At 38.2% G+C, this 23,833-nt stretch carries 30 protein-coding genes; 10 read left to right on the top strand and 20 right to left on the bottom strand.

Annotation, left to right across the window (positions count from 1 at the left end; genetic code table 11):
• From BM207_RS19110 to BM207_RS09480, 5 genes are all read left to right on the top strand, one after another.
• On the top strand, positions 1-1,097 hold a 1,097-nt coding region (locus BM207_RS19110), incomplete at its 5' end, for a hypothetical protein (RefSeq protein ID WP_177217095.1).
• 51 nt (positions 1,098-1,148) lie between these two features.
• The gene (locus BM207_RS09465) at positions 1,149-1,523 is read left to right on the top strand and encodes a hypothetical protein (RefSeq protein ID WP_090993354.1); all 375 of its coding nucleotides are present in this window, start codon (positions 1,149-1,151) and stop codon (positions 1,521-1,523) included.
• A 101-nt stretch (positions 1,524-1,624) separates the two neighbouring features.
• The gene (locus BM207_RS09470; protein ID WP_143095943.1) at positions 1,625-2,017 is read left to right on the top strand and encodes a hypothetical protein; all 393 of its coding nucleotides are present in this window, start codon (positions 1,625-1,627) and stop codon (positions 2,015-2,017) included.
• Positions 2,018-2,032: 15 nt separating this feature from the next.
• On the top strand, positions 2,033-2,512 hold the full coding sequence (locus tag BM207_RS09475; RefSeq protein WP_090993356.1) for a hypothetical protein: 480 nt from the start codon (positions 2,033-2,035) through the stop codon (positions 2,510-2,512).
• The gene (locus BM207_RS09480; RefSeq protein WP_090993357.1) at positions 2,509-2,901 is read left to right on the top strand and encodes a hypothetical protein; all 393 of its coding nucleotides are present in this window, start codon (positions 2,509-2,511) and stop codon (positions 2,899-2,901) included. The genes BM207_RS09475 and BM207_RS09480 overlap by 4 nt, the downstream gene beginning before the upstream one ends.
• A 214-nt stretch (positions 2,902-3,115) precedes the next feature.
• Here the strand turns inward: BM207_RS09480 and BM207_RS09485 are convergent, their stop codons facing one another.
• Both BM207_RS09485 and trmB read right to left on the bottom strand, forming a co-directional pair.
• On the bottom strand, positions 3,116-3,442 hold the full coding sequence (locus BM207_RS09485; RefSeq protein WP_090993358.1) for an MGMT family protein: 327 nt from the start codon (positions 3,440-3,442) through the stop codon (positions 3,116-3,118).
• Positions 3,442-4,092 (bottom strand): tRNA (guanosine(46)-N7)-methyltransferase TrmB, encoded by a 651-nt coding sequence (trmB, locus tag BM207_RS09490; protein ID WP_090993916.1) that lies wholly within the window; start codon positions 4,090-4,092, stop codon positions 3,442-3,444. Before trmB ends, BM207_RS09485 begins: the two co-directional genes overlap by 1 nt.
• Before the next feature lie 106 nt (positions 4,093-4,198).
• Between trmB and BM207_RS09495 the strand changes: the two genes are divergently transcribed.
• Both BM207_RS09495 and BM207_RS09500 read left to right on the top strand, forming a co-directional pair.
• Complete coding sequence (locus tag BM207_RS09495; protein ID WP_090993359.1) at positions 4,199-6,028, top strand: M61 family metallopeptidase; 1,830 nt, start codon at positions 4,199-4,201, stop codon at positions 6,026-6,028.
• A gap of 27 nt (positions 6,029-6,055) precedes the next feature.
• Positions 6,056-7,369, top strand: coding sequence for a M20/M25/M40 family metallo-hydrolase (locus tag BM207_RS09500; protein ID WP_090993361.1), 1,314 nt, complete (start codon positions 6,056-6,058; stop codon positions 7,367-7,369).
• Here BM207_RS09500 and BM207_RS09505 read toward each other — a convergent pair.
• Both BM207_RS09505 and BM207_RS09510 read right to left on the bottom strand, forming a co-directional pair.
• The gene (locus tag BM207_RS09505) at positions 7,359-7,859 is read right to left on the bottom strand and encodes a GNAT family N-acetyltransferase (protein ID WP_090993363.1); all 501 of its coding nucleotides are present in this window, start codon (positions 7,857-7,859) and stop codon (positions 7,359-7,361) included. The two genes, BM207_RS09500 and BM207_RS09505, sit on opposite strands and share 11 nt — an antisense overlap.
• Positions 7,856-8,419, bottom strand: a complete 564-nt coding sequence (locus BM207_RS09510) for a thiamine pyrophosphokinase (protein ID WP_090993365.1) — start codon at positions 8,417-8,419, stop codon at positions 7,856-7,858. Before BM207_RS09510 ends, BM207_RS09505 begins: the two co-directional genes overlap by 4 nt.
• 74 nt (positions 8,420-8,493) lie before the next feature.
• Here BM207_RS09510 and BM207_RS09515 point away from each other — a divergent pair, with 74 nt between their 5' ends.
• Entirely contained in the window at positions 8,494-8,985 is a 492-nt protein-coding gene (locus BM207_RS09515) for a DUF1579 family protein (protein WP_245768068.1), read from the top strand.
• Here BM207_RS09515 and BM207_RS09520 read toward each other — a convergent pair.
• Genes BM207_RS09520 through BM207_RS09530 form a run of 3 tightly spaced genes read right to left on the bottom strand, consistent with a single transcriptional unit; the run spans position 8,978 to position 11,255 of the window.
• Positions 8,978-9,820 carry a hypothetical protein gene (locus BM207_RS09520; RefSeq protein WP_090993369.1) on the bottom strand — a complete coding sequence of 281 codons (843 nt, stop codon included), beginning with the start codon at positions 9,818-9,820 and terminating at the stop codon, positions 8,978-8,980. The genes BM207_RS09515 and BM207_RS09520 overlap by 8 nt on opposite strands.
• Positions 9,821-9,840: 20 nt before the next feature.
• On the bottom strand, positions 9,841-10,254 hold the full coding sequence (locus BM207_RS09525; RefSeq protein WP_090993372.1) for a hypothetical protein: 414 nt from the start codon (positions 10,252-10,254) through the stop codon (positions 9,841-9,843).
• An 11-nt stretch (positions 10,255-10,265) separates the two neighbouring features.
• Complete coding sequence (locus BM207_RS09530) at positions 10,266-11,255, bottom strand: hypothetical protein (protein ID WP_090993374.1); 990 nt, start codon at positions 11,253-11,255, stop codon at positions 10,266-10,268.
• 188 nt (positions 11,256-11,443) lie between these two features.
• On the opposite strand from BM207_RS09530, the gene BM207_RS09535 reads away from it, so the two are divergent.
• Positions 11,444-12,376 (top strand): hydrogen peroxide-inducible genes activator, encoded by a 933-nt coding sequence (locus BM207_RS09535; RefSeq protein ID WP_090993376.1) that lies wholly within the window; start codon positions 11,444-11,446, stop codon positions 12,374-12,376.
• Here BM207_RS09535 and BM207_RS09540 read toward each other — a convergent pair.
• The 3 genes from BM207_RS09540 to BM207_RS09550 all read right to left on the bottom strand — a co-directional run bounded on the left by BM207_RS09540 (position 12,373) and on the right by BM207_RS09550 (position 14,100).
• Positions 12,373-12,813 carry a hypothetical protein gene (locus BM207_RS09540; protein ID WP_245768069.1) on the bottom strand — a complete coding sequence of 147 codons (441 nt, stop codon included), beginning with the start codon at positions 12,811-12,813 and terminating at the stop codon, positions 12,373-12,375. The two genes, BM207_RS09535 and BM207_RS09540, sit on opposite strands and share 4 nt — an antisense overlap.
• A 124-nt stretch (positions 12,814-12,937) precedes the next feature.
• On the bottom strand, positions 12,938-13,546 hold the full coding sequence (locus BM207_RS09545) for a superoxide dismutase (RefSeq protein WP_090993380.1): 609 nt from the start codon (positions 13,544-13,546) through the stop codon (positions 12,938-12,940).
• 68 nt (positions 13,547-13,614) lie between these two features.
• A complete protein-coding gene (locus BM207_RS09550) occupies positions 13,615-14,100 on the bottom strand; it encodes a nucleoside deaminase (RefSeq protein WP_090993381.1) in 486 nt (161 codons plus the stop codon).
• A gap of 123 nt (positions 14,101-14,223) precedes the next feature.
• Here BM207_RS09550 and BM207_RS09555 point away from each other — a divergent pair, with 123 nt between their 5' ends.
• Entirely contained in the window at positions 14,224-15,411 is a 1,188-nt protein-coding gene (locus BM207_RS09555; protein WP_090993383.1) for a class I SAM-dependent rRNA methyltransferase, read from the top strand.
• Here BM207_RS09555 and BM207_RS09560 read toward each other — a convergent pair.
• From BM207_RS09560 to BM207_RS09605, 10 genes are all read right to left on the bottom strand, one after another.
• Entirely contained in the window at positions 15,408-15,659 is a 252-nt protein-coding gene (locus BM207_RS09560; protein ID WP_090993385.1) for a DUF6814 family protein, read from the bottom strand. The genes BM207_RS09555 and BM207_RS09560 overlap by 4 nt on opposite strands.
• Before the next feature lie 48 nt (positions 15,660-15,707).
• The gene (locus BM207_RS09565) at positions 15,708-17,237 is read right to left on the bottom strand and encodes an MFS transporter (protein WP_090993918.1); all 1,530 of its coding nucleotides are present in this window, start codon (positions 17,235-17,237) and stop codon (positions 15,708-15,710) included.
• 60 nt (positions 17,238-17,297) lie between these two features.
• A complete protein-coding gene (locus BM207_RS09570) occupies positions 17,298-18,059 on the bottom strand; it encodes an SDR family NAD(P)-dependent oxidoreductase (protein WP_090993387.1) in 762 nt (253 codons plus the stop codon).
• 90 nt (positions 18,060-18,149) lie between these two features.
• On the bottom strand, positions 18,150-18,521 hold the full coding sequence (locus tag BM207_RS09575; protein WP_090993389.1) for a helix-turn-helix domain-containing protein: 372 nt from the start codon (positions 18,519-18,521) through the stop codon (positions 18,150-18,152).
• Positions 18,522-19,577 (bottom strand): nucleoid-associated protein, encoded by a 1,056-nt coding sequence (locus BM207_RS09580; RefSeq protein ID WP_090993390.1) that lies wholly within the window; start codon positions 19,575-19,577, stop codon positions 18,522-18,524. It abuts the gene before it with no gap.
• A gap of 33 nt (positions 19,578-19,610) precedes the next feature.
• Positions 19,611-20,537 (bottom strand): NAD(P)/FAD-dependent oxidoreductase, encoded by a 927-nt coding sequence (locus BM207_RS09585; protein ID WP_245768070.1) that lies wholly within the window; start codon positions 20,535-20,537, stop codon positions 19,611-19,613.
• A gap of 79 nt (positions 20,538-20,616) precedes the next feature.
• Positions 20,617-21,405 carry a TerC family protein gene (locus BM207_RS09590; RefSeq protein ID WP_090993394.1) on the bottom strand — a complete coding sequence of 263 codons (789 nt, stop codon included), beginning with the start codon at positions 21,403-21,405 and terminating at the stop codon, positions 20,617-20,619.
• 77 nt (positions 21,406-21,482) lie between these two features.
• Complete coding sequence (locus BM207_RS09595) at positions 21,483-22,637, bottom strand: hypothetical protein (RefSeq protein ID WP_090993396.1); 1,155 nt, start codon at positions 22,635-22,637, stop codon at positions 21,483-21,485.
• The gene (locus BM207_RS09600) at positions 22,634-23,164 is read right to left on the bottom strand and encodes a hypothetical protein (RefSeq protein WP_090993399.1); all 531 of its coding nucleotides are present in this window, start codon (positions 23,162-23,164) and stop codon (positions 22,634-22,636) included. Before BM207_RS09600 ends, BM207_RS09595 begins: the two co-directional genes overlap by 4 nt.
• Positions 23,161-23,712, bottom strand: coding sequence for an RNA polymerase sigma factor (locus BM207_RS09605; protein ID WP_090993401.1), 552 nt, complete (start codon positions 23,710-23,712; stop codon positions 23,161-23,163). The genes BM207_RS09600 and BM207_RS09605 overlap by 4 nt, the downstream gene beginning before the upstream one ends.
• Positions 23,713-23,833: the final 121 nt, after the last annotated feature.

The following is a 23,833-nucleotide window of genomic DNA, read 5'->3' on the forward strand; positions in this document are numbered from 1 at the left end:
AAATAGACCCCGCCCGCAAGAAGGAGATGCTCAACTATAAAAACGGCCCAAAAGTTGAAATCATCAACCTGGCCCAGTTCCAGAAAAAAGCCAACCTCAGTGCGCTCGGCAATTTAAAGCAGGAGTTCATGACCGCTTTGCCCTCGAAGTCAAAAAAAATGTCCATCCATACTGACCAAACCTACCTTGGTTTCAGCATCGCTACCGACAGCATCAAAGTGATTAAGGCAAATGGCCATACGATGTACGTTTTCCCTGTAGAACTTCCCAGTAAAAGAGCCGTTGCCTTTCAAAACCTAACGATAGACGAGGGGCCCGATGGAACCATCGCTTTTGTAAACACCTACACCCCTACAAAAAAATGGATAGCGGAGTGGAGGAAGGGGCATAGCGGTAAGTTTGAGGGGGACATAAGCATTACCTATCTCAACCTCAACAACGGAACAGCACCCAAAACAACCAAAGCCCCGACCAAAAGCGGCATCAAAAACCCAAACACAAGCCTTGTTGCCCAGATATGCACTTCTATAGATTATTTCTATGAAATACCTTACGCTTGCGGATCAGGACAACATGCACCTTGGGACACAGGCTGTTACCTGGAAGGGGATGCCAGAGCGGGCTATGTTTACATAGAGTATCGGGTTACAACTTGTGTTGACGATCCGAATCCAGGAGGTGGCAGTGGAGGTACCACCCCTACACCTCCGGGTGATTATAATCCATGTCCAGATGACCCACCCATGGTCTCTTCTAAAAAAACATTGAGAAATAAGGTCATGGTTCTCCCCCCTACGGATTGCGATGAGGTGGTAGACTGTGCCGGGGTAATGGGAGGAAGTGCCTATGTGAACCCCAACTGTGGAACCTGTATGGGTGGTACCACGGGGATAACAGCGTGTCCGCCAGAGATTATCAATAATGTGGAGGATACCTGTTTAAAGAAAACTGTAGCTGCTGTGCTGAATAATGACGTTAAAGGTAAAATAAGCGAGATAATTGCAAACTTAGATAAAAATCTGAGTGTAAAAGTAAAAATATTTGATGCTGAAACAATTAGTGGTGGAGCAGATGGCAACAATACTAATAGTCAATAGCATATAGACCCGAGTACTGGGAAAGTCACAGGTTTTTCCACCGATATTACATTGAGCAAAGATATATTAATTTCATCATCCAAGGAGTTTACTTGTGCTGTTTTAATACATGAGGTTTTACATGCCTATTTCAGACAAACGACCGCTAAGGAAGAGGCTTTCAACGAATTAGACCATCAAACTATCGCCAGTAGTTACATCGAACCAATGGCCGAATTTATCTCTGGGCTTTATGGAATTAGCCTGCCGGACGCCATGGCGCTTTCGTGGAATGGGGTTCGTGGAACAAAAGCCTTTAGAGACGCTACTTCGTTTACAATAGGAAGTGGAACGGGCGTTGCAACTCTTTCAAAACAAGACGTGCTGGACCAAATTAGAGATTATACACTTAAATTAAATGGAAAGGGTCAGGGATTATGTCAATAAATAAGATATCATTGACCTTGTCTATAATTCTTATAATTTCTGGGTCTTGTGTCTGTGCACAGAAACTAGATTCAAACAAGATTAACAATATAAAAATGGCCGTGAAGAAAATAGTAGGTGAGTCTACTAATGCCTACAAAGTAAAGGACTCAACAGCCATTTATAGTTACACCATCACCATAAATGTTCAAAGGGAAAAAAACATGCAGAAGATTACTACTTCTATTAATAATCCCGAAGTCCAATTATTCTTTGATGGAATGGAAAAACTTAAAGAGATAGACTACTTGCCGTTAATGGGTAAAAGGAAAAAAATGACTTTCTTCTTCTCTACATATTTGCTCGTATATGGATCCGAAAGTAATAGAAACACGGTAAATCTCTCAGAAGTTCCAAAGGCTATACGCTATTTGTTCATTCCAAATAAGAATGAAATGTATGACTTAGGTGAAATGGGTATTAAATTAGATAAGAAAGTCTACTATAATCAATAAAAGGTAAATAATAAATTGAAGGGTAATGGGGTAGTCACGGGAATAACGGCGTGTCCAGAACCTAGAGACATTCGCAATAAAACCACTGATACATGCATTTCTAAAACTGTTGAAACTGCATTAAGCGCCAACAAAGATATAGAAGGAATGCTAGCTGGAATAATACAAAGGTTCGATGCAAGTAAGACAGTGACCATAAATATTTTTAACGGATCTACACAAAATGACGCTCCCGGTCAATATCAAGGCGAAGGTTTTGTTAATAATGTTTTTCAAGCAAATATTACCCTTAATACAACCTTGATGTCCGGATCGTCTAAGGAATATGCGATTTCTGTTCTAATTCATGAATTTGTCCATGCATATATCCACACATCAGGGAACCCTATACTACAATCAGATCACAATACCATCGCCAGCAAATATATAACACCCATGGCTTCCTATCTGACCCAATACTTTGAATGGATAGCTATTAAATATAAAACCCGATGATAAAAAAAGTAATAATTGCGATGACGGTGCTTATTTTTTTTATACTGTCAAATTATCCCCCTCTAGATTTAGTTTTTCACACCTTTACAAATGAAGGCTACTATAAATACACCAATTATGATGGCAGTAATATTATGCAAGAGGGCGTCCATAAAAATTATGGTCTTGATAGAATAAAGAGATTGCATCAATTTTGGCTTAATAAAAACCATGAAGCACCAGATAAAGCCTTATATCGCGTTTTTTGGAAAAACCCATTAGCTTTTTGGCGGTGGAAGAACTATTTTCAAGACGAGCGATATAAATTGCCATATAAAGATTGGGATGAAATTAAAGCATTAGCAGAAAAAAATAAGTCAACTACTAAAAATCCCAATAATTCATACTAATAAAGCCAATTATTTGAGCTAAACGATAAACGGTGGTGAGACATATATTCCTAAAGAATTATTTTGAGATTACTACCTTAGGGATTATGCTTATCTAATTCCACAAGAAAGTGTATCATTTTTTGGCATTGTAGATAGAGTGGTCCATGATATCTCATGAGTCCTCTTTATGAATGCATATAGTTTAATATTGGCTCTTTCGCTATCTACGTTCCTAAAGTTCCTCCAACGGATTCCAGCATATCTTTTTAAAATCTTTTACTTTATCATTCTCTACTTTAACCCCTTCTTGTTCTAACATTTGCTGCATTAATGTTGGTGGTGAAAAATGAAACTTACCCGTTAACAAACCACTGCTATTCACTACCCGGTGGGCTGGCACCTTAGGGTGAGCAATGCCTGCGTTACTCATCGCATAGCCAACCATTCTGGCCGAACCTCCGGCTCCCAAAGCTTTGGCGATAGCACCATATGAACTTACCCTTCCCTTTGGAATTAATCTCACAATTTCGAAAACCTGCTCATAAAATGATGCGTCCATTAGGCAAAAGAAAATTGAATATAATTAATATTTTTATCGTGTTTTAAATAAATGCGCTCGTAGTGGGTTTTGATGGATAAAACTTCGTCGGCAAACTCAGATTGATATAAATGAGCTGTATTTTTATGTGTAATTAGGTTTAGTTCTGCTACTTTTTCACAGGTATAGGCATACAACCCATCATTATCTGTTTTGAGGTTTACTTTACCATCAGGTTTTAACAAGATGCGGTATTTAGCTAAGAACCCAGGGAAAGTTAATCGCTTTTTCTCACGACTTATTTGGGGCTGGGGGTCGGCAAATGTAATCCATATCTCATCAATTTCTCCAGGCTCAAAATATTCTAAAATATCTTCGATCTGGATTCTTAAAAAAGCCAGATTAGCAATCCCTTCATCAACGCCGGTTCTGGCACCTCTCCAAATTCTGTTTCCCTTTAAATCTATTCCAATAAAGTTCTTTTCCGGGAACATTTTAGCCAGGTTTACCGCATATTCTCCTTTCCCACAGGCCAATTCCAATACAATTGGATTATCATTTTTGAAATGCTCTTTTGCCCATTTGCCCTTCATCACTTTGCCTAAATGCAATTGATAAACATTCGGGAATGTGTCTATTTCGAAGAATTTTCTTAATTTATCTTTACCCACTTTATAAATTTTAGCGAATACAAAAGTAGGATTGTCAACGTAATAATCTTTATATAATTTAATTTTTACATCGTTAAGCATTAACTTCAAGCAATTAATTTATAATATGAAAAGATCATTACTTGCTGTTGGACTATTTTTAGCTTCATTTTCTGTCAATGCACAACAAGAAATCAGCTACGAATTAAGTTTTCCAAACGCCATCCATCATGAGGCCGAAATTACGATGTCAGTTCCCAATGTTCCCACAGGTACGTTGAAAGTGAGAATGAGCCGTTCTTCTCCCGGAAGATATGCTACACACGAGTTTGGCAAGAACGTTTACCGTTTTAAAGCTTTTGATGAACAAGGTAAAAAGCTTACCGTTCTGCAGTTGGCGGGCGACGAATACAGCATCCCAAACCATGGTAATACCGTAAAAATAACCTATACCCTATTTGGAAACTGGATAGATGGAACTTATGCAGGATTTGATGAAACTCATGCCCATATGAATATTCCGGCAACATTCGCCTATCCCATAGGAATGGATAAAAGACCCCGTACAGTTAAATTTAATTTAACCAACAAGCAAAACTGGAAAGTGGCTACCCAACTTAAGCCCTTAACCAACGGCGTTTATTATGCTCCTAATTTCCAGTATTTTATGGATAGCCCGATAGAGTTAGCTTCCTATCATACGGCCAGTTGGAACGTTAAAAATCCTGATGGAAAAACGCAAACCATCCACCTGGTATCTCATTCAAAGGACGATCAAAAAACAATTGATAATTATGCCGAGATGCTGAAAAAGATGGTCGACGAACATTTTGCTGTCTGGGGAGAATTTCCTGCCTACGATTACGGCAATTATTACTTTTTACATGATGTGTATCCTGATTACGCCGGCGACGGAATGGAACATCGCAACTCTACTGTAATTGTGCAACGCACTCCGAAAATTGCAGGCTATGAATCTAATCTTTTAGGTACTTTCTCACATGAATATTTCCACAGCTGGAATGTGGAAAGACTAAGACCAAAAACGTTAGAGCCTTTTAATTTTGAGCATTCGAATATGAGCGATGAGCTTTGGCTAGCGGAAGGGTTTACACAATATTATGGCAATTTATTATTAACAAGGGCTGGATTTAAATCGGTGGAAAATGCCTCGCAAACCTTCAATGGAATTATCAATACTGTCTTAAACTCGTCCGGGGCCAAAAACTTCTCCCCAATTGAAGCCAGTAGATACGCGGTATTTGCCGATGCGGGCGTATCGATTGATCAAACCAACAAGAACAATATATTCACCTCTTACTATACCTACGGAGCCTCCGTGGCCTTAGCTTTAGATCTCCGTTTAAGGGCTGAATTTAAGCTTACGCTTGATGATTATATGCGTGCGTTATGGAAAGCTTATGGGAAACCAGAGATTCCTTATACGGTGCCTGATTTAGAGAAAACCTTAGGGCTGCTGACTAAAAACACAGCTTTTGCCAATGATTTCTTCAAAAAATATGTATATGGAACGGAAAAGAACGACTACGCAAAACTGTTACTTCATGCGGGCTTCATCTTACGCAAGGCCGATCCCAATGGAGCTTATACCGGCATGGGCAGGGTAACTTTCGAAAATGGGAAAGCGACCTTAGGGTCTACCATGGCGGGTACTCCGGCATATGAGGCAGGGTTAGATTTTGGCAGTATGCTGTTAACAATGGATGGCATTGCCATTAAAGATCAGGCTTCTTTGAACAGTGTAACAAAAGACCATAAACCTGGCGACACTATTAACGTTACCTATAGCTATTATGGAGAAGAGAAAACAACAAAACTTACTTTTAGCGAAAATCCAGTGCTAGAAATAATTCCAATTGAAAAAACTGGCGGATCACTTACCCCGGCAATGCAAACTTTCAGAGATAGCTGGTTAAACAGTCAAGTAAAAAAATAATCAACCCGACAAATTAAACATACAATCATGATCAAAAAAACCATTTACCTGTTATCCTTATTGCTTACAACCTCGGTTGTATATGCGCAAGACATCAATAAAATTATCAGCAAAGAATATGTAGACCACCTCATCAAAACCCTTAGCAGCGACGAAATGCAGGGCAGAAGAACCTTCACCCCAGGTATAGATAAAGCCGCAACCTTTATTGAAGCTGAGTTTAAAAAGATTGGCCTGAAACCCCTTAGTGGAGCAAATTCCTATCGTCAAACCTTTTTTAAATATCAATTAACGCCCGTTTCGACACAAGTAACTATTGATGGGCAAATTGTCGCTCCAGAAAATATTTTTGTCGCAGGAAACAATAGCGAGCAGCTAACTTTTGATCAAAGTAATAGTGAAAATTTTGTCACATTAGACACCTCTAAAACTTTTCAATCTCAATATAGAGCTTTGGCCCGAGGTGGTAAAAAACAGATTGTTCTTTTAGATGCGAAATTTGCTAATGAATTTAAAAGTCTAAAAAACAGTCCTGCACGCCCTACCATCGTAGATGAAGTAATGCCTGCAAAACCTGCCGCCACCATTTTCGTTTTAGGAAAGCAAACTGCCTCCACCTTTAAGGTAGAATTGAAAAATAAAGTTGAAAAACTGCCATTATTTAATGTAGCGGGAGTGATACCGGGCAAATCTAAAGCTAAAGAACTGGTTGTTTTTTCGGGCCACTATGATCACATGGGAATTGTTAAGGCAAAAGACGGCGACAGTATAATGAACGGCGCAGACGATGATGCATCGGGTACTTCGGCTATGATCGCCTTAGCTAAATACTATAAAGCATTAAACAACAACGAAAGGACTTTAATTTTTGTAGCTTTTACAGGTGAAGAGATGGGGATGTTTGGCTCACGATATTTCTCACAACAATTAAATCCCGACGATGTTGTGGCGATGTTTAACATTGAAATGATTGGAAAGGACAGCAAATTTGGTAAAAACACCGCATTTATTACCGGTTACGAGAAATCTGACCTTGGCAAAATCTTGCAAAAAAATCTTGAAGGAACAGAATTTACTTTTCATCCAGATCCCTATATTGCACAGAGTTTATTTTACCGAAGTGACAATGCCACCTTAGCGGCTTTGGGTGTACCTGCGCACACCATATCAACAGATCAGATTGATACCGATAAGCATTACCATCAGGTTACGGACGAGTATAAAACCTTAGATGTAGAAAATATTTTATCTACTATTAAGGCAATTGCCAAAAGCGCTGTTAGTATTGTAAAAGGGGTAGACACACCTTCGCGCATCCCAAAATTAGAGGCTAACCGATAAGCGACCGTTCCATTACATAATCATTCATAAAGAAACCGTTACCAATATCAAGGTCAACGGTTTCTTTAATTTTAAAGCCAGCCATTATGTAGAAATCTTTCGCTTTATTATTTCTATTTACATTCAATTGCAGTGATTTTCCCCCATTGGCCACCGCTAAATTTACAACCTCGTTCATCAATATCTTTCCAACGCCTTTACCATGCAATTCGGGCAAAACATATAATTTATGGAGTTTATAGGTACTGCTTTGCTCATCAATAAGGGAAAACCCCGCAAAGCCCACATCTTTTCCATTTTCTGAGGCGATGATAAAAGTATGGCCGTCCTGCAATTGGGTTAACAATTCCTCCGCGTTATACATTTTATCGAGCATAAACCTCAATTGTTCTTTACTAATATAAGCGCTATATGTTTGAGGCCAGATTTGTTCGGCTAAATTGTTAATGATTGTAATCTCTGCTGCTTTCGCATTTCTTAAATGGATCATAATAGCTCACTCAAAAATAAATAATCGGTCGTAAAGTTAAAGTCCACAAATCCATCTTCCATCACAACGAAATCACCATTGTCGGCTGGTTTTAAGTTACTGGTTTCAAAATAAGAGATGATATCAATGTGGAAAATTGTTCCCTTCGGCTTCCAAATGCTAAAACCAGATTTTACTGCATAGCTTTTCTCGGTTTCCGTAAACAGTACAATATTGATTTCGGGCAGGAAGTCTGCCAGGTCATCAAATCTATTTTCGTTGCTGATGATGTTAACCGCTGGATAACCTTCGTGAATAAGGTACTTCACCACTGTTGGCAAGTTTTCTACTCCTGCATAAATAAATTTCGTGCTTTCTTGGATTTGTATTTGATCATCTATTCCAATTACGACATCAATTTTAATCCCGAGCGAAAGTGCTTTTTCATATTCACTTGCGGCAACCAATACGGTGGGGCTCCATTCTAACAATTGGCCTAAGTTCTCCTCGCTAAAATTTCCTAAATAGTGAATATATAAGGCCGGCTCCTGTTTTTCTCTTACGATATGGTGTGATGACATATGCGAATATAAAATATCCTTACAGCTTTGACAACTTTAGTAAAAGTTCTCAAAGCTATTTTGTAATTTTAGCTATGAGCAAATTTGAAATCTCTAAAGAAAGTGGTCAACACTTAAGACTTGCCAGCTTAGTTGGTAACTGGGAAGGCAACACACGTACTTGGTTTGAAAAAGACATCTTGGCTGATGAATCCCCGATGGAAGGGCAGATGACCATGCTAATGGATGATCGCTTCCTTAATTACGAATATCAGGGTGTTTTGAATGGAAAACCCTACCAAGGCAAAATGATTTGGGCATATGACTTAGGAAATGAAAAATGCCAATGTAGCTGGATAGATAGCTTTCATATGGGAACAGGCATTTTGCACTCCGAAGGCCAGGCCACAAAAAACGGCTTCGAAGTTACAGGTCAATATGGTTGGATTGGAATTCCAGAGCCTTGGGGCTGGAGAACCGAGATAGAGTTAATCAATCCAGATCAAATAATCATTAGGGCCTTTAACATTTCGCCTGAGGGGGATGAAGCTAAGGCAACCGAGACGATTTATCACCGCGTTATTTAACTTTTCTTGTTTTTTCAGAAACGCTTGTTGATCGGGAAACCGCATAGACAACTCCACTGGCAGACATTTGATAGCCTGTAGAGATAGAATATAGGATTTTCTCTTGAATAATTCCTGTTCCATTATCAATCACATATGTTCCATTTTGATTGGTATTGAGCAGTTTGGAGGTAATTGCACTTGAAAATTTAACGATAGTGGTTTTTTCTGTAATATCTTCTACCCAAAACTTTGTAACTAGCCGCTGTTTATCAATTTCAACTGAATCAGTCCACGTAAAGTTCTTTTTGATATTGGGGTTATAAGTAAAACTAGCAATGAAACTTAACATCGTACCCTTCTCAAAAGCCTCTGGCTGTAGTCCGGCAAAAGAAACCAAGGTGTCTGTAGCCATTTCGGCTTTATAATCCGTAAATGATTGAATAATACCTTCTTTATTGACCTGCACATCGATCGATTTATCTAGCATAAAATCCAGGGCCTTAATGATGGTCGAATTGGTATCCTTTTTGCTATCAACACTGCTATAATGGAGTTTTTGGCCCATTATATTAATGTCATTTTCCATCTTTTTAATTTTAACATTAAAAGTATAGCCCCTATCATTCGCTAAAATAGCCGAAAATGCTTTCGAAGCTGTCGAAATCGTGTTTGCCGTTATGGTCTGTTTACCTCTTTGAATAATCGCGTTAGAAGTAGTTAAAATATCTGTTTGATATTCGTCTCCTGTATTAAACTTAAATACACGGTATTTTTGTTGTGCCTCCGCGGTAAAAGTCAATAACATAGACAGCAAGAGTAGCGCCGCTCTTAGATTATATTTATTGTGATCCATGAATTCTGTGTCGTAAATTATTAATTAGCTCCAATGGGAACCCTTATATCGGGCATCGCTGGCAATGCAGGTAAAGGGGGTAAAACCGGTAACTGAGGTAAATTAATTGTTTTAGCATAAGTGATCGATGCAGGTGAACTTCCTACAGGAGGAGCAGCCGGCGGTGCTGGCGCGGCTGGGACTGCTGGCAAGAGCGCAACACCTGTAATTGTTGGCGTTGGCGCAACTACTGGCGGAGTCATTACTTGCAATGGTGGAGCCGCCGGCACCGTTAAAGGAGCTGTAGACACGGCAACCACAGGTGTTGCCTGAGGGGTTGAGACAGGAACTGGCACTCTATGATCTGAGGCATTTCCCGTGGCGTTTTGTGCTTTAGCGTCATTAACGCTTATCGCTGCTGTAAATACTAGCACAATTAATAATAACTTTTTCATAATTCTATCTATTAATTTCTCATGATTAATCCATTTTCTCCACCCCTAAAATTAGGAGGCGTGCGGTCGTCTCTTATCCTGTTTTTATCTTTTATTAACCTATCCGCTTTTTGCCTTTTGTTTTCAAGCCTCCTACCAAGTACAATGGGTAAACCTAGAGAGGCAATAAATTGTATTCGATCACCAGAATATTTAGTCAAATTATAAACTCCAAAGCCAATTGTTAAAGGAGAACTTCTAAGAGGCCTTACTCCACTCGAAAACCCTAAATTCATTCCAGACCATTCTGCATTGAGGTTAACCTGTCTAAATATCTCATAAGAGATATTCGCAAAAAAACCTGTTCCATATTTGCCTTTGCCAGTTAGCGTATCTTGCGGACTTTTATATAAAAAACGTCCAGTTCCGTAACCAATTGTGTAGCCTAAGCCAGAATAGCCCGCTGTTCGCGATCTAACCGATTGTGCGGCATGGCTGTAAGCAATATAAAAAGTAGGGTCTGGCGCATCTGAAACAGCCGGAGAGGCAAATAATTGTAGTCCGCCTACAGAGATACTACTCCCTTTAAATATTTGTCTGCTTAAAATAATATTTGCCGATAAATCCCTTAATTCACTTACCCGGGTAACATTTAAACTCACAGAAGCGTTGACATATTTTACAGGGTTTCCTCCACTAACGCCTACTACACCAATTAAATCTGCCTTTTGTGGATCAGTGTACATTGCGGGGAAAACACCCCCGAGGACACCAAAAATATAAGTTGAATTTCCTCCGCCCCACCCTGAAGGTGTCATGATACTTTGCACGCTATTATTAGGCAATAAAGCCTGATTGAAAAACTTATAATCCCCGTTCTGAGACACGATAGAGTCCATTTTTGCTTTTAAACTATTTTCGAATACTGTTTGCGCAGGAGTAATCCGGGGAAATAGAAAAATAAAACCTAAAATTAAAAGGAAACTAATTTGCTTTAAACCACCGATTCTACTTTCCTTCATAAAATGAAATAGATAATTGTTTTGATTCACTACTTATGATGTATAAATATATTATTATTTATCCATTCATCAATCAAAACTTATACCAATCATTTTTATTTGTTCCTTAACATATTTTTGAAGCAAAAACTTGAGCCGGTTAATAGCTATAATTGGTACCTTTATAGGGATACATTAATGCAGATTTTATGACCTTAGTACAACTAGAATATATTGTTGCAGTAGATACCTATAGAAGTTTTGTGAGCGCGGCCGACAAATGTTTTGTTACCCAGCCTACGCTGAGCATGCAAATACAAAAACTGGAAGAGTTTTTAAACGTAAAAATCTTCGACAGGAGCAAACAGCCTGTTATACCAACAGAGATCGGTGCCCAAATTATTGCTCAGGCTAGAACTGTGTTACAGGAGAATGAAAAAATAAAAGAATTAATTAATAGCCAACAACGCGACATTATTGGAGAATTAAAAATAGGCATTATTCCCACAATAGCCCCATACTTATTGCCAGAGGTGATTGCCGCCATGCTTCAGAAATACCCGGAGCTCAAATTGTTGATTTGGGAATATACTACTGAAGATATTATTAATCATTTAAAAACCGGGATAATTGATTGCGGGATTTTAGCAACACCTTTGGTAGACATAAACCTTTCTGAAACGCCACTCTACTATGAAAATTTCGTGAGTTACATCAGCAAGAACAGCAAGCTGTATCGAAAAAAAATGATTGATGCAGATGATCTTGCGGATGAAAACATTTGGTTGTTAAATGAAGGTCATTGTATGAGGTCCCAAGTATTAAACATTTGTCGCTCTACCAAGAATAACCGGCTACAATCTTTGACCTATAATACCGGAAGCGTAGAAACACTCATCAGAATGGTTGATATAAATGATGGTGCTACCTTGCTACCCGAACTATCTATTAAATACCTTAGTAACAAGCAATTGAACAAGGTGCGCTATTTCAAATCTCCAGAACCTGTAAGGGAGATTAGTTTAGTAACCCATAAGAATTTTGTGAAGAAAAGAATGCTCAACGCCTTGCGCGAGGAGCTATTGGCCATCATCCCAAAACAGATGAAGCAACGTAAGAAAAAGGAAGTAATCGGGATCTAATTATTCCCCGTTTTTAAACCTTCAATACCCACAACCTTTTCTTCCACTTCGCCTTTTTTACGTTTTTTCTTCTTTTTTGAAGGATCTATTCCACTCAACCGCTCCTCAATAAGCTTTTCATATTCTACGACCTGCTCAGGCTTAAGAACCGTTTTTATATTCTTATTTGATTCATTTTGCAGGCGATAATACCGGGTGATATCTTCATCATTGTAACCACTTGCCTGTTGCTTTTTATAAAGGGCCAATTGTTCTTTGGCAATGCTAAACGCATAATTATAGATGACATTTTTTTGGGTCGAACTTAATTTCAAACGTTTTTCCAGTTCATCAATATTTTTCTTTGCTATTTCCTCAGCAGTGGGCTGCTTTTGCGCAAAAGCGGAAAAAAATACCCCAATAATCATCAACATTGTAAAAATTAATCTTTTCATCATTACGCGCTCTATTTTAAAGTGATCTGATCAAAATTAAGAATTATCTCATAATTATTATAATGACCGGCATAAAAAAACCGTCTCAGTACTAATGAGACGGTTTCCTTAATTTTGACATGGGCTGCTATAATGCTTTTTTATAGCGCTCTGCTACTGCATCCCAATTCACTGCGTTCCAAATAGCAGCTAAATAGGCTGGGCGCATATTTTGATACTTTAAGTAATAGGCATGTTCCCAAACATCCACGCCGAAAATTGGCGTACCTTTTACTTCTGCGATATCCATTAAGGGATTGTCTTGGTTAGGTGTTGAAGAGATAACTAGTTTTTTATCTGCGCCAACTGACAACCATGCCCAACCTGAGCCAAAGCGGGTAGCCCCTGCATCTTGAACCTTCGTTTTAAACTCGTCAAAAGAACCAAAAGCATCGTTTATAGCTTTCGCTAAATCGCCAGTTGGCTCACCACCCTTATTAGGGCCTAAAACCGACCAGAATAAGGAATGGTTAAAGTGACCACCGCCATTATTACGAACGGCTGCAGGAAATTTTGAAATATTTTTAATGATATCTTCTATACTTGAATTCGCTTCAGGTTTACCTTCTAATGCCTTATTTAAATTGGTAACGTAAGCCTGGTGATGTTTTCCATGGTGAATTTCCATGGTTAGTTTATCAATATGTGGTTCTAGTGCGTCTGTAGCGTATGATAACGCAGGTAATTCAAAAGCCATAATGTTTATTATTTAAGTTTAAAATGTTACTGTACAAATATAACTCACAAAAGTTGTGTTTTATTCGGTTATTTGTCAAATTCTTTCCTCTTCTGTTTAAAAAAACTGGTCATTAAAGCTCCGCATTCCTCAGCCAAAACTCCCCCTGTAACTAACGTTTTTGGATGTAATATGTTTTCGTTAATTCTTGTAAAACCCCTCTTCTCTTCTCTAGCGCCATAAACTACTCTGCCAAGCTGTGTCCAATAGCTAGCTCCTGCACACATAACACAGGGTTCAATGGTTACATAAAGCGTGCAGTTTTTCAGATATTTTCCGCCAATAGTTTGTGAAGCAGCCGTAAATGCTTGTATTTCTGCATGCGCCGTAACATCATTCAGTTGCTCAGTTAAATTATGTCCGCGACCAATTACTTTCCCGTTGCACACTATTACTGCGCCAATAGGGATTTCTTGGAGAGCAAAAGCTTTTTGCGCTTCATTTAAAGCTAATCGCATAAAATGCTCGTCTTCTTCTGGCAAGTTTTTACTTACTTCGAAATTATAATAACTCATTTTGATGGTTAATTATCAATTATTTCTACCATCCTTCAAAAATACAAATTTTCTCCCAACCCGACTTCGTAAGTCGCAACGAAAGACTTGCTGACTATAGACACATTTCACTACCTTTGCGATATGGTAGAAATCAGGCTCAAAAAAGGAAAAGAAAAAGCAGTTTTACAACTTCATCCCTGGGTATTTTCTGGTGCCTTGGATAAGATCATGGGCTCCCCGGTAAATGGGGAGGTTGTTAAAGTGATAAGTGCTAATAACGAATTTTTAGCTTATGGTTATTTCAATGATCAATCTCGCGTTGCAATTAGATTACTTGAGTGGAACGAGGGTGTAATGATAGATGAGGAATGGTATGCTAAAAAGATTAATGCTGCCATTAGCTCCCGCGCCCAGCTTTTAGCCAATGCCGAAACCAATGCTTATCGGTTAATTTTTAGCGAAGCTGATTTTCTACCGGGATTAATCGTAGATAAATATGCTGATTTTCTATCCGTTCAGATTTTGAGTAGTGGGATTGAAAGTGCAAAATCTATAATTATCCGCATTTTGTGCGATACTTTGCAGCCTAAGGGGATTTTTGACCGAAGTGATGCGACCGCCAGAACACATGAAGGAATTACCGCAGAAAATGGGTTATTGTGGGGAGAAGCTCCGGCAGAATTTATTGCGGTAAAGGAAAATGGAATCACCTACCACATCAATATCGCTGAAGGACAAAAGTCCGGCTTTTATTGCGATCAACGTGATAACCGTCGAATTCTTGCTGAATATGCTGCGGGGAAAAGTGTTTTAGATTGCTTTAGTTACAGCGGGGGATTTAGCTTAAATGCGTTTAAAAACCATGCTAAGGAAGTTTTTAGCGTTGACAGTTCTGCATTGGCCATTGAAACTTTAAAACAAAATATCGCCCTTAACAAATTTGATCAAAATATCCATACAGCTATTCAGTCTGACGTAAACAAGCAGCTAAGGGCTTTTAAAGAAGAAGGGAAAAAGTTTGACATTGTTGTCTTAGATCCGCCAAAATATGCTCCATCTCGGTCGGCTTTAGACCGTGCAGCAAGAGCTTATAAGGATTTAAATAGACTAGGTTTATCTTTATTAGAAAGTGGCGGACTACTCGCAACTTTTTCCTGTTCGGGGGCTGTTGATATTGAAACTTTTAAGCAAATCATTGCTTGGGCAGCGCTGGATGCAGGTAAAGAAGTTCAAGTAATTAAACAGTTTTCCCAACCTGAAGATCACCCTGTTCGTTTATCTTTTCCAGAAGGCGAATATTTAAAGGGGTTGCTGGTAAGGGTTGTTTAAAGCTCTTTAGAACTTTCGGGCAACTTCTCATATTCCCCAGATAAAGCATATCGACCAAAAATAACAAGACCAACTGCAATTGGAATGAAAATAAGCAGAATAATGCCCCATTGCAAGGCAGTGTTGGTTTGCGCAATTCCCGCAGGGGCGTTGCTAACCTTGTCCCAGGCTTGGAGAAACATCAATATAACGGAAGCTGGGCCAAGAATAATCCAAACTATGCCTAAGATTTTTTTTAATGCGTTCATTTTATAAAAATTATACTTCAACAAAGTTTTACGCTTTGTAAAAGTGGTTTAATCATTAACGTTTTCGTCTGTTTTATTCGATAAATAAACTGCACCGATGATAAAACTTAAAGCTGCAATTCCAATTGGGTACCATAATCCGGAAAGTGGTGTGGAGCCCGCAAAACTTGCAATTAAAGTGGCTATAAAAGGCACCAATCCTCCAAAAACTCCATTCCCTACATGGTACGGCAATGACATCGAGGTGTACCTAATTTTAGTAGGGAATAATTCTACTAAAAATGCTGCAATTGGTCCGTAAACCATTGTTACTAATAAAATTTGAAAAAATACAAGTCCCACAAAAATCCAGAAAACCGGCGTACTCAGCTTCTTATCTTGATAAATTGTTGGAGCGTGGCCAAGTGCTTTATTTGGATCAGCATAAACGGTATCTACTTCCAGTTTTACAAATGAAGACCCATCCGTTAGGTGAAATTTACGCGCAGTATTTACCAAACTATCCTGTCCATCGTGAATAGCAACCTTAGTCATAACAGGCGCGTCAACTTGCTTAATCATACTCACGGCTACTTTGCTTACGTCGGTTTGATCAATAAACATTTGATATATCGGCCGATAAAAGATAATCCCCAATAGCATTCCGGTTAGCATAATCCATTTTCGACCTACCTTATCGCTCCAGGCGCCAAACACTACGAAGAAAGGAGTAGCAAAAGCAATGGCCCATAGTAAAATATACCGAGAATCATTAAAATCAACCTTACAGGTATTTTCAATAAACGATTGTGCATAGAACTGTCCTGTATACCAAATAACGCCTTGTCCCATTGTAGCGCCAAAAAGAGCGAGCAATACCATTTTAAAATTACCTTTTTTGCTGAAGCTTTCTTTTAGTGGGTTTTTAGATATTTTCCCTTCTGTTTTAAGTTTGGTAAACATTGGAGATTCGTGCATCTTTAGTCGTATATATATTGATACGCCTACCAATAAAATAGAAAGTAAAAAAGGAATTCTCCATCCCCAATCGGCAAAGGCTTCAGCTCCGATTATATTTTTTGATAAAACTATGATGCCCAGTGATAAAAATAACCCCAGTGTTGCGGTAGTTTGGATCCAACTCGTAAAAAACCCTCTTTTCCCTTTTGGTGCATGTTCGGCAACATACGTAGCCGCTCCCCCATACTCACCTCCAAGTGCAAGTCCTTGAACCAATCTCAAAATAAGAACCAATATCGGAGCAGCATAGCCGATGCTCGAATAAGAGGGGATTAAACCTATTAGAAAGGTAGAACCACCCATTAAAACAAGCGTCAATAAAAAGGTATATTTTCTTCCGATTAAATCTCCCAACCGACCAAAAACTAAGGCTCCAAAAGGCCTCACAATAAATCCGGCAGCAAATATGGCTAGCGTATTAATTAAAGCTGAAGCACCCGCGTCGGCCGGGAAAAGCTGTGCGCCAATGATACTAGCTAAGCTCCCAAAAATATAAAAGTCGTACCACTCAATTAAGGTTCCTAATGAGGAAGCTCCAATTACTTTGAAGATGCTATTTTGTTTAGTCGAGTCGTTCATAATTCTTAAAACTAATAGTTTAGAATTAGAATTACAACAACCAGAATAAAAAGCAGCCATTTAAATAAATTGTCCGCCCGAAACTTCTATTCGTTGTCCATTTATCCACCTACCTTCTTCTGAACAAAGAAATGCAATAACGCCGCCGATATCATCAGGCAAACCAACTCTTCCCAAAGCAGTATTCGATGCTATTATTGCATTCATTTGCTCGTTATCGCGCACTACTCCACCTCCAAAATCTGTTTCTATCGCACCGGGCGCAACAACGTTGGCGGCGATTTTTCGAGGGCCTAATTCTTTCGCTAGATATTTTGTGAATATTTCTATTGCACCTTTCATGGCGGCGTACGCACTATATCCTGGCAAAGTAAACCGAGTTAAGCCCGTAGCAAGATTAATTATTCTTCCCTGATCGGCCAAAATTGGTAGCGCTTGCTGAGTTAAAAAGTAGACTCCTTTAAATTGGATGGCATTTAACAAATCGAATTGATCCTCAGTTGTATCAGCAAAAGGGACATTAATTCCTATACCAGCATTATTAATTAAGAAATCAAACTGCGACTTCTCCCATTTTTCTTTTAATACTTCTTTTACCTTGGCTATAAAACTGTCAAATGATTTAACATTTCCCGCATCAAATTGAAGTGCTATAGCTTGCTGCCCTAGTAACTCGATTGTGGAGACTACCTCATCGGCTTCTGTTTTTTTACTTTGATAAGTTAATATTACGTCAATACCCTTTTTGGCTAAAGCTAAAGCCATGTTTTTCCCTAATCCCCGGCTACCACCGGTTACGAGTGCTATTTTCTGTATTTGCATATCTTTCTTTTTAGTGATATACAAATGTGAGAGGAAATTATGGTAAAAAAATGGTGCTAGTTTCCGAATTAATGGTGTTAGTTTCCGACTCTATAGTTTTTTACGGAATTGTTTAGGGGTAACCCCTTCAAACGACTTAAAAAATTTGGTAAAGTTAGTCGGCTCATTAAAAGTAAGTTTATAGCTTATCTCGGCGATAGACAATGGCGTTTCACTTAACATTTTACGCGCCTCAACCATCGTTCTTTCTTCGGCAAAATGGCATGGTGAATAACCAGTGGTTAGTTTTATGGTATTACTAAAATGAGTTGGGTGAATGAACAGAAGTGCGGCAAAATCTTTAATCTTATACATTTTATCACACTTACCCGATAAGATTTCCTCAAAATGTCTTTCAAGCAAATCGAAAAATTTGGCAGTAATTTCATCTTTGCGTGTAATTATTTTCTGAGGAATTGCCATTTATTCTTCGTCTCTAAAGTATACTTTATAGTAGTTCATCGATTTGTCGTCATCAAAGCCCTTTTCTATGAGCTCTTTATTTCCATGGATATAAATATGGAAATTTTTATCAAGTTTTAAAATGCTCTTAAAAGCCTTTGCTTGTTTCTTAACCGCTGCGTCTGAAATATCAAAAGTATCAGCTATAGCCGTATCAAATTCTTCTTCATAATTCTTTTTATAGCTTTTGAAAGACTCAATGCCTTCTTTATTTGCGATGACTTCATTAGAGAACTCATCTATATCAAAGCTGTCTTTTTCTTTGAAGTATTTCATCGACCGGTTCAAAAGGTCTATTTTATCGGTTTTGGAAATCTCAAAATCATCGTCCAATTTTTGTGTTACAAAATTCTTGTATACACCTAAAACATTTTGGGTCTGGTTATAATTGTCGTTCCTTATTTTGAGCTTTAAAAATTCATCTTTCCAATATACGGCATCTACACTACGATTAGTTTGATCTATCACCGCAACCTTAAATCCTTCATCGGCCTCTGTATTAAAGATCAAGCACCCTTTATCTAATTTGTTAATGTTAATCGCCTCCTGCTCATAGCTTAATCCAAAACCACCCTGCTCTGGCGCAACTTTTAAATAACTCTCTTTAGTTTCCGATTTAAAAATACCGATAGCATCGTGTAGATCCCCTTCGATTTGCACATTCTCAAAAAATGCCACATAAAGCTCTCCAGATTTAATTTTTGGATGATTTGAGATTTCATAAAGATAAGTAGCCAACTTCTTGCTATTTTCATGAAATGTGGTGCCATCTTTAAATATTTCGGAAGCAAAATGATAAACTTCGTTCAAGTTTAGGTCATTGTTTGGATGTGCCAACCGATAAATCTCATTTACTTTTTCATAGGGAGATAGAAAATATTGTAGCAAAAGCCGCTGCAACATTTCATCTTGGATATTCATTGAACTTTCTGAGAGCACATAAAACTCATCCTGTAATTTATTACCGATTCTATGAATGGAAAGTTCTGCTAAGGAGGCTTCTGAAAAAGAGATCATAATTGTACTTAGTGTTGGGCAACAAAAGTAGGTTTATTTCCCAAAATCTTCTTCTATTAATTCCTTATTTGCAAAAACACCGGCTAGGTTACCGGCATATACCGACTCTGAAATAGCGCGCATCATATTTGTGCAATCGCCAGCGGCAAAAACACCGGCTACATTCGTTTTCTTAAAATTATCAATATTTATATACCCTTGATCGTTAAGTGTAATTGCTAATGCTTCAATAACTTCTGTGTTGTGTTCCATACTCCCTCTAGCATAAATCGCTGCCAGCTTATGGGAGCTTCCATCTTTAAATTGAAGCCGGCTAACCTTACCGTTTTCATGAATTATTTCTTCAATTTCTTTTTCCGAAATCTGAATGTTTTTACGGGTTAACTTTTCAATATCTTTCGGATCTAGCGTTATTGGCCCGTTTGTAAATAAAGTAAGGTCTTTCGTCCAATTGCTAATCAGCTTCGCAAACTCGAAGCCAATTTCCCCATTGGCTATAATACCTGTTGGTTTATGGGCAACTTCATAGCCATGGCAATAAGGGCAATGTAAAACAGAAATTCCCCAACATGCTGCGAAGCCTTTTATGTTGGGAAAAATATCTTTTATACCAGTAGCAAGAATAAGTTTTTTACCAGAAAATAATTGCCCATCTGAGCATGTAACACTAAAACCGTCCATGGTTTTCGAAGCGCTGTTTACCGTTCCATTTAAAAAAGTAACAGTAGGATATGCCAAAACCTGAGCTTTCGCAATGCCCGCAATATTCGCCGGAGTTTCACCGTCTCTGGTTAGAAAGTTGTGTGAGTGTGGCGTTTGCCAATTGCAAGGTTTTCCGCTATCAATGATTAAGACTTCCCTTAATGATCTTCCCAAAGCCATTGCGGCAGATAAGCCAGCATAACTACCCCCAATAATAATTACATCGAATATTGCTTTTTCTGTTTGTACTTGCATCATACAAATCTAGTGAAAATGAAGCAGACGCAACAGTGTTGCAATGGCTGTTTTGTTAGAATATTGTCATTATAAGCCAGGCTTACTTTCCTGTTTCTTCCGTAGGAACGTTTCTAAGTTTAACAGGTTTTTTCTTATTCTTTTTCATTTTGAGATTTAACAGCTCTACCAAAACTGAAAATGCCATGGCAAAATAGACATAACCTTTAGGAATATGTTGATCTAACCCTTCAGCCAATAAGGAAACTCCAATTAGCAATAAAAAGGATAAGGCTAACATCTTAACAGTTGGATGTTGATTAACGAAACTACTAATTGCTCCTGCAGAAATCATCATTACAATCACCGCAATAACTACAGCAGCAATCATGATTTCTATATGATCTGCCATCCCCACGGCAGTAATTACTGAGTCTAGGGAGAATACAATATCAAGGATTAATATTTGCACAATAGTGCCAGAAAATGAATGTACTTTTCTTTTGCCTTCTACTTCTTCATCTCCCTCCAATTTGTTATGGATTTCGTGTGTGCTTTTATAGATTAAGAACAATCCTCCGATTAACAAAATTAAGTCTCGCCCTGAAATAGCCAATTTATCTAACCATCCCTGACTTGTTATACCAATCCAATCGCCCATATTAAATAATGGAGAAGTAAGGCTCATTACCCAACTTAACGATAGTAAGAGTAACACCCGGGTAATCATAGCTAACGCTAAACCAAGCTGTCTTGCCTTTTTTTGTTGTGCTTCTGGCAGTTTTCCAGATAAAATAGAAATAAATACAATATTATCTATTCCTAAAACAATCTCTAAAACTGTTAGGGTTAGCAGAGAAATCCAGGCTTCCGGTGTGGCTAAAAAATCCATATTTAAGTATTATATCTTGCGAATATAAAAAAAGCCCGTTGAATTTACTCAACGGGCTCATTTATTTGTTTGGTTATTTAATTGAAAGTAACACTATTATATTGAGCCTTAATAATCACTTTGGCGTTTCCGCCTTTGCCTATCTGGCCTGTATAGTTTTTATGCTGACTGTAGCCTCTTTCGTTATCGCCTGATGTTTTTGCGGTAACATTAGCGCCGTATTTGAAACCTGCATAGCTTGTTTTAACATCAAGATCACCATGGTAATTTGTTGCGAAGCCTAAATTTACCGCAGCATATTGTGCATCAACATCTACATCTCTACCTGCTTCGATATTACCGATAACCATCTTTCCATATTGTGTTCTACTTGTTAAATTACCCCGCAAATTATCGATTTTAATTGTACAATATTGTGTATTCACATTTAGAGCACCGCTAACGCTTCCGATTGTTGTTCCAGCGCCATACTGGTGTTTGATAGATGCAGCCCCTTTCACCGCAACAACTTTGACACTGGTATACTGTGCATCCAAATTTAAATTATTAACAGTACCCAAGGTAATTCCTCCGCCATACTGATGTTTAATTTGAGCTCCTCCCATATCTTTAACCTCTCCTTTGCCGTATTGAATAGAAATATAGTTATTGCCGTTTGTTAAATTACCCGCTATAAGATTACCGTATTGTACTTTTATAGATGTGGGGCCAGCGAAATCTCCCATGGTGATGTTTCCATACTGTTGCGACGTAGTTAAAGAATTAGACGCTGGCATAAAAACTGTATAATAGACCTTAACTTCCCTTCTCCATACAGTTTTCCCATTCTTTATACTCCTTCCCCATCTACCGTTTCTTTCTCCAATATTTGTTTTATAGCTCACTAAATCTCCGTTTTTAGTCGCGTTAATTGAAACATTATCTAACAATTCTTGTGCTTCTGCCTCAGATTTCGCATAAGCCTTAATATCAACATCAACCTTAATTTCATTTTTATCCCAAGTTTTGATAGTTGTAGCGCCATATTGATTTGCAAGCTCTATCTTGTCATTTTTATCCAAGGTAAATGATTTGGAAAAGGTCTTAGTTTTCATCGGATCATCCTCTTGATCTTGAACCTCCGCATCTGAATATGCATAAGGTTTAGTCGACGAAGTTGTGCTGCTCTCTGCGGCATTAACCTGCACAACGAGCAACAACGCACTCGCCAGGGTTAAGATTGATTTTTTCATATTGAGTTCTCCTTTATAGTGTATTGATTGACTTGATTTATAATCATTAGCTGCTGTTTAAGCACCTGCAGTTGCATTTCGCGATTTCTCACCATCGCCCTTACTATAACCAGTTGGTTAGGGCTCTCCGGCAATTCTGTCTTTAGTCTATTGTATTCTTCATCAAGCGTTTTTAAATCTTGGGTAAACTTTTTATACAAACCTGGATTTTCTGAAGCATAGGTTTCTAAGCTATCTCGTTTCTCCTCGATCTGATTGACAAAGTTCACCTCTTTTTTTCCAAACTCTGGATTAATATCTGCAACGTGAATATTTTTCGACTGCTTATAGTTATAAGCAAAATATAAGCTCAAGCTCACCAACAATATTGCGGCAATATTCAACCAACGATAAGGTTTAATGGCTTGTTTTGACTTTTCTTTTTTATCCAATTCTAACGAAATCTTCATCCACAGTTTATCAGATGGTCCCTTTTCCTCGAACGCACCTTTGTTTTCTTTTACGAATTCCTCTAATTTATTGTTCATCTTGCTACTCCTTTCATTTCTAATAAACTATTTAACTTTCTTTTTGCTCTCATATATTGTGAGCGTGATGTATTCTCGGTGATTTTTAAAATATAGGCGATCTCTTCATGATCATATCCTTCAAATAAATAAAGAGTTAAGACCACTCGGTATCCATCTGGCAATTCATTTAATGCTGCTTTTATTGCTTCAACTTTAAATGATGTTTCTTCTACATCTAGCGTCCCCTCATCGGCCAGTTCAACCCCATCTAAACTTACAAACTCGGCCTTACGTTTTCTTAAATAATTAATGGCTCTGTTAATTACAATTTGCTTTAACCATAGCCCAAATGTTGTTTCCTGTCTGAAGTCGGCGATTCGGTTGAAAGCATCTAAAAATGCTTCCTGCAACACATCTTCGGCTTCAGCATCATCATTTACGATGCGAAGGGCTACATTATACATCGCAGTAGCGTACAATTTGTATAGCTCAAATTGTGCTTTCCGATTGCCAGTCCGACACTCGTCTACAAGCGACACATGTTTATCTATATATACAGTTTCCAAATGCTAGCGTTCTGATTAAAAGACAAGATAATTTTTAAAACGTTGCATTCAAGGTAAGAAAATTTTTATCTGAGCTGACAGCTTAAAGCAGTGTTCTTTCCGCTTTCTTGAAAACTTATTG

It is taken from the genome of Pedobacter insulae (genome assembly GCF_900113525.1).
Lineage (GTDB): Bacteria > Bacteroidota > Bacteroidia > Sphingobacteriales > Sphingobacteriaceae > Pedobacter > Pedobacter insulae.

What these genes read in the sequence shown, in the direction of transcription:
- BM207_RS09480 (WP_090993357.1), top strand. Translation starts at nt 2,509, where the DNA reads ATGATAAAAAAAGTAATAATTGCGATGACGGTGCTTATTTTTTTTATA.
- BM207_RS09485 (WP_090993358.1), bottom strand. Translation starts at nt 3,442, where the DNA reads ATGGACGCATCATTTTATGAGCAGGTTTTCGAAATTGTGAGATTAATT.
- BM207_RS09495 (WP_090993359.1), top strand. Translation starts at nt 4,199, where the DNA reads ATGAAAAGATCATTACTTGCTGTTGGACTATTTTTAGCTTCATTTTCT.
- BM207_RS09500 (WP_090993361.1), top strand. Translation starts at nt 6,056, where the DNA reads ATGATCAAAAAAACCATTTACCTGTTATCCTTATTGCTTACAACCTCG.
- BM207_RS09505 (WP_090993363.1), bottom strand. Translation starts at nt 7,859, where the DNA reads ATGATCCATTTAAGAAATGCGAAAGCAGCAGAGATTACAATCATTAAC.
- BM207_RS09510 (WP_090993365.1), bottom strand. Translation starts at nt 8,419, where the DNA reads ATGTCATCACACCATATCGTAAGAGAAAAACAGGAGCCGGCCTTATAT.
- BM207_RS09515 (WP_245768068.1), top strand. Translation starts at nt 8,494, where the DNA reads ATGAGCAAATTTGAAATCTCTAAAGAAAGTGGTCAACACTTAAGACTT.
- BM207_RS09520 (WP_090993369.1), bottom strand. Translation starts at nt 9,820, where the DNA reads ATGGATCACAATAAATATAATCTAAGAGCGGCGCTACTCTTGCTGTCT.
- BM207_RS09525 (WP_090993372.1), bottom strand. Translation starts at nt 10,254, where the DNA reads ATGAAAAAGTTATTATTAATTGTGCTAGTATTTACAGCAGCGATAAGC.
- BM207_RS09530 (WP_090993374.1), bottom strand. Translation starts at nt 11,255, where the DNA reads ATGAAGGAAAGTAGAATCGGTGGTTTAAAGCAAATTAGTTTCCTTTTA.
- BM207_RS09535 (WP_090993376.1), top strand. Translation starts at nt 11,444, where the DNA reads ATGACCTTAGTACAACTAGAATATATTGTTGCAGTAGATACCTATAGA.
- BM207_RS09540 (WP_245768069.1), bottom strand. Translation starts at nt 12,813, where the DNA reads ATGATGAAAAGATTAATTTTTACAATGTTGATGATTATTGGGGTATTT.
- BM207_RS09545 (WP_090993380.1), bottom strand. Translation starts at nt 13,546, where the DNA reads ATGGCTTTTGAATTACCTGCGTTATCATACGCTACAGACGCACTAGAA.
- BM207_RS09550 (WP_090993381.1), bottom strand. Translation starts at nt 14,100, where the DNA reads ATGAGTTATTATAATTTCGAAGTAAGTAAAAACTTGCCAGAAGAAGAC.
- BM207_RS09555 (WP_090993383.1), top strand. Translation starts at nt 14,224, where the DNA reads ATGGTAGAAATCAGGCTCAAAAAAGGAAAAGAAAAAGCAGTTTTACAA.
- BM207_RS09560 (WP_090993385.1), bottom strand. Translation starts at nt 15,659, where the DNA reads ATGAACGCATTAAAAAAAATCTTAGGCATAGTTTGGATTATTCTTGGC.
- BM207_RS09565 (WP_090993918.1), bottom strand. Translation starts at nt 17,237, where the DNA reads ATGAACGACTCGACTAAACAAAATAGCATCTTCAAAGTAATTGGAGCT.
- BM207_RS09570 (WP_090993387.1), bottom strand. Translation starts at nt 18,059, where the DNA reads ATGCAAATACAGAAAATAGCACTCGTAACCGGTGGTAGCCGGGGATTA.
- BM207_RS09575 (WP_090993389.1), bottom strand. Translation starts at nt 18,521, where the DNA reads ATGGCAATTCCTCAGAAAATAATTACACGCAAAGATGAAATTACTGCC.
- BM207_RS09580 (WP_090993390.1), bottom strand. Translation starts at nt 19,577, where the DNA reads ATGATCTCTTTTTCAGAAGCCTCCTTAGCAGAACTTTCCATTCATAGA.
- BM207_RS09585 (WP_245768070.1), bottom strand. Translation starts at nt 20,537, where the DNA reads ATGATGCAAGTACAAACAGAAAAAGCAATATTCGATGTAATTATTATT.
- BM207_RS09590 (WP_090993394.1), bottom strand. Translation starts at nt 21,405, where the DNA reads ATGGATTTTTTAGCCACACCGGAAGCCTGGATTTCTCTGCTAACCCTA.
- BM207_RS09595 (WP_090993396.1), bottom strand. Translation starts at nt 22,637, where the DNA reads ATGAAAAAATCAATCTTAACCCTGGCGAGTGCGTTGTTGCTCGTTGTG.
- BM207_RS09600 (WP_090993399.1), bottom strand. Translation starts at nt 23,164, where the DNA reads ATGAACAATAAATTAGAGGAATTCGTAAAAGAAAACAAAGGTGCGTTC.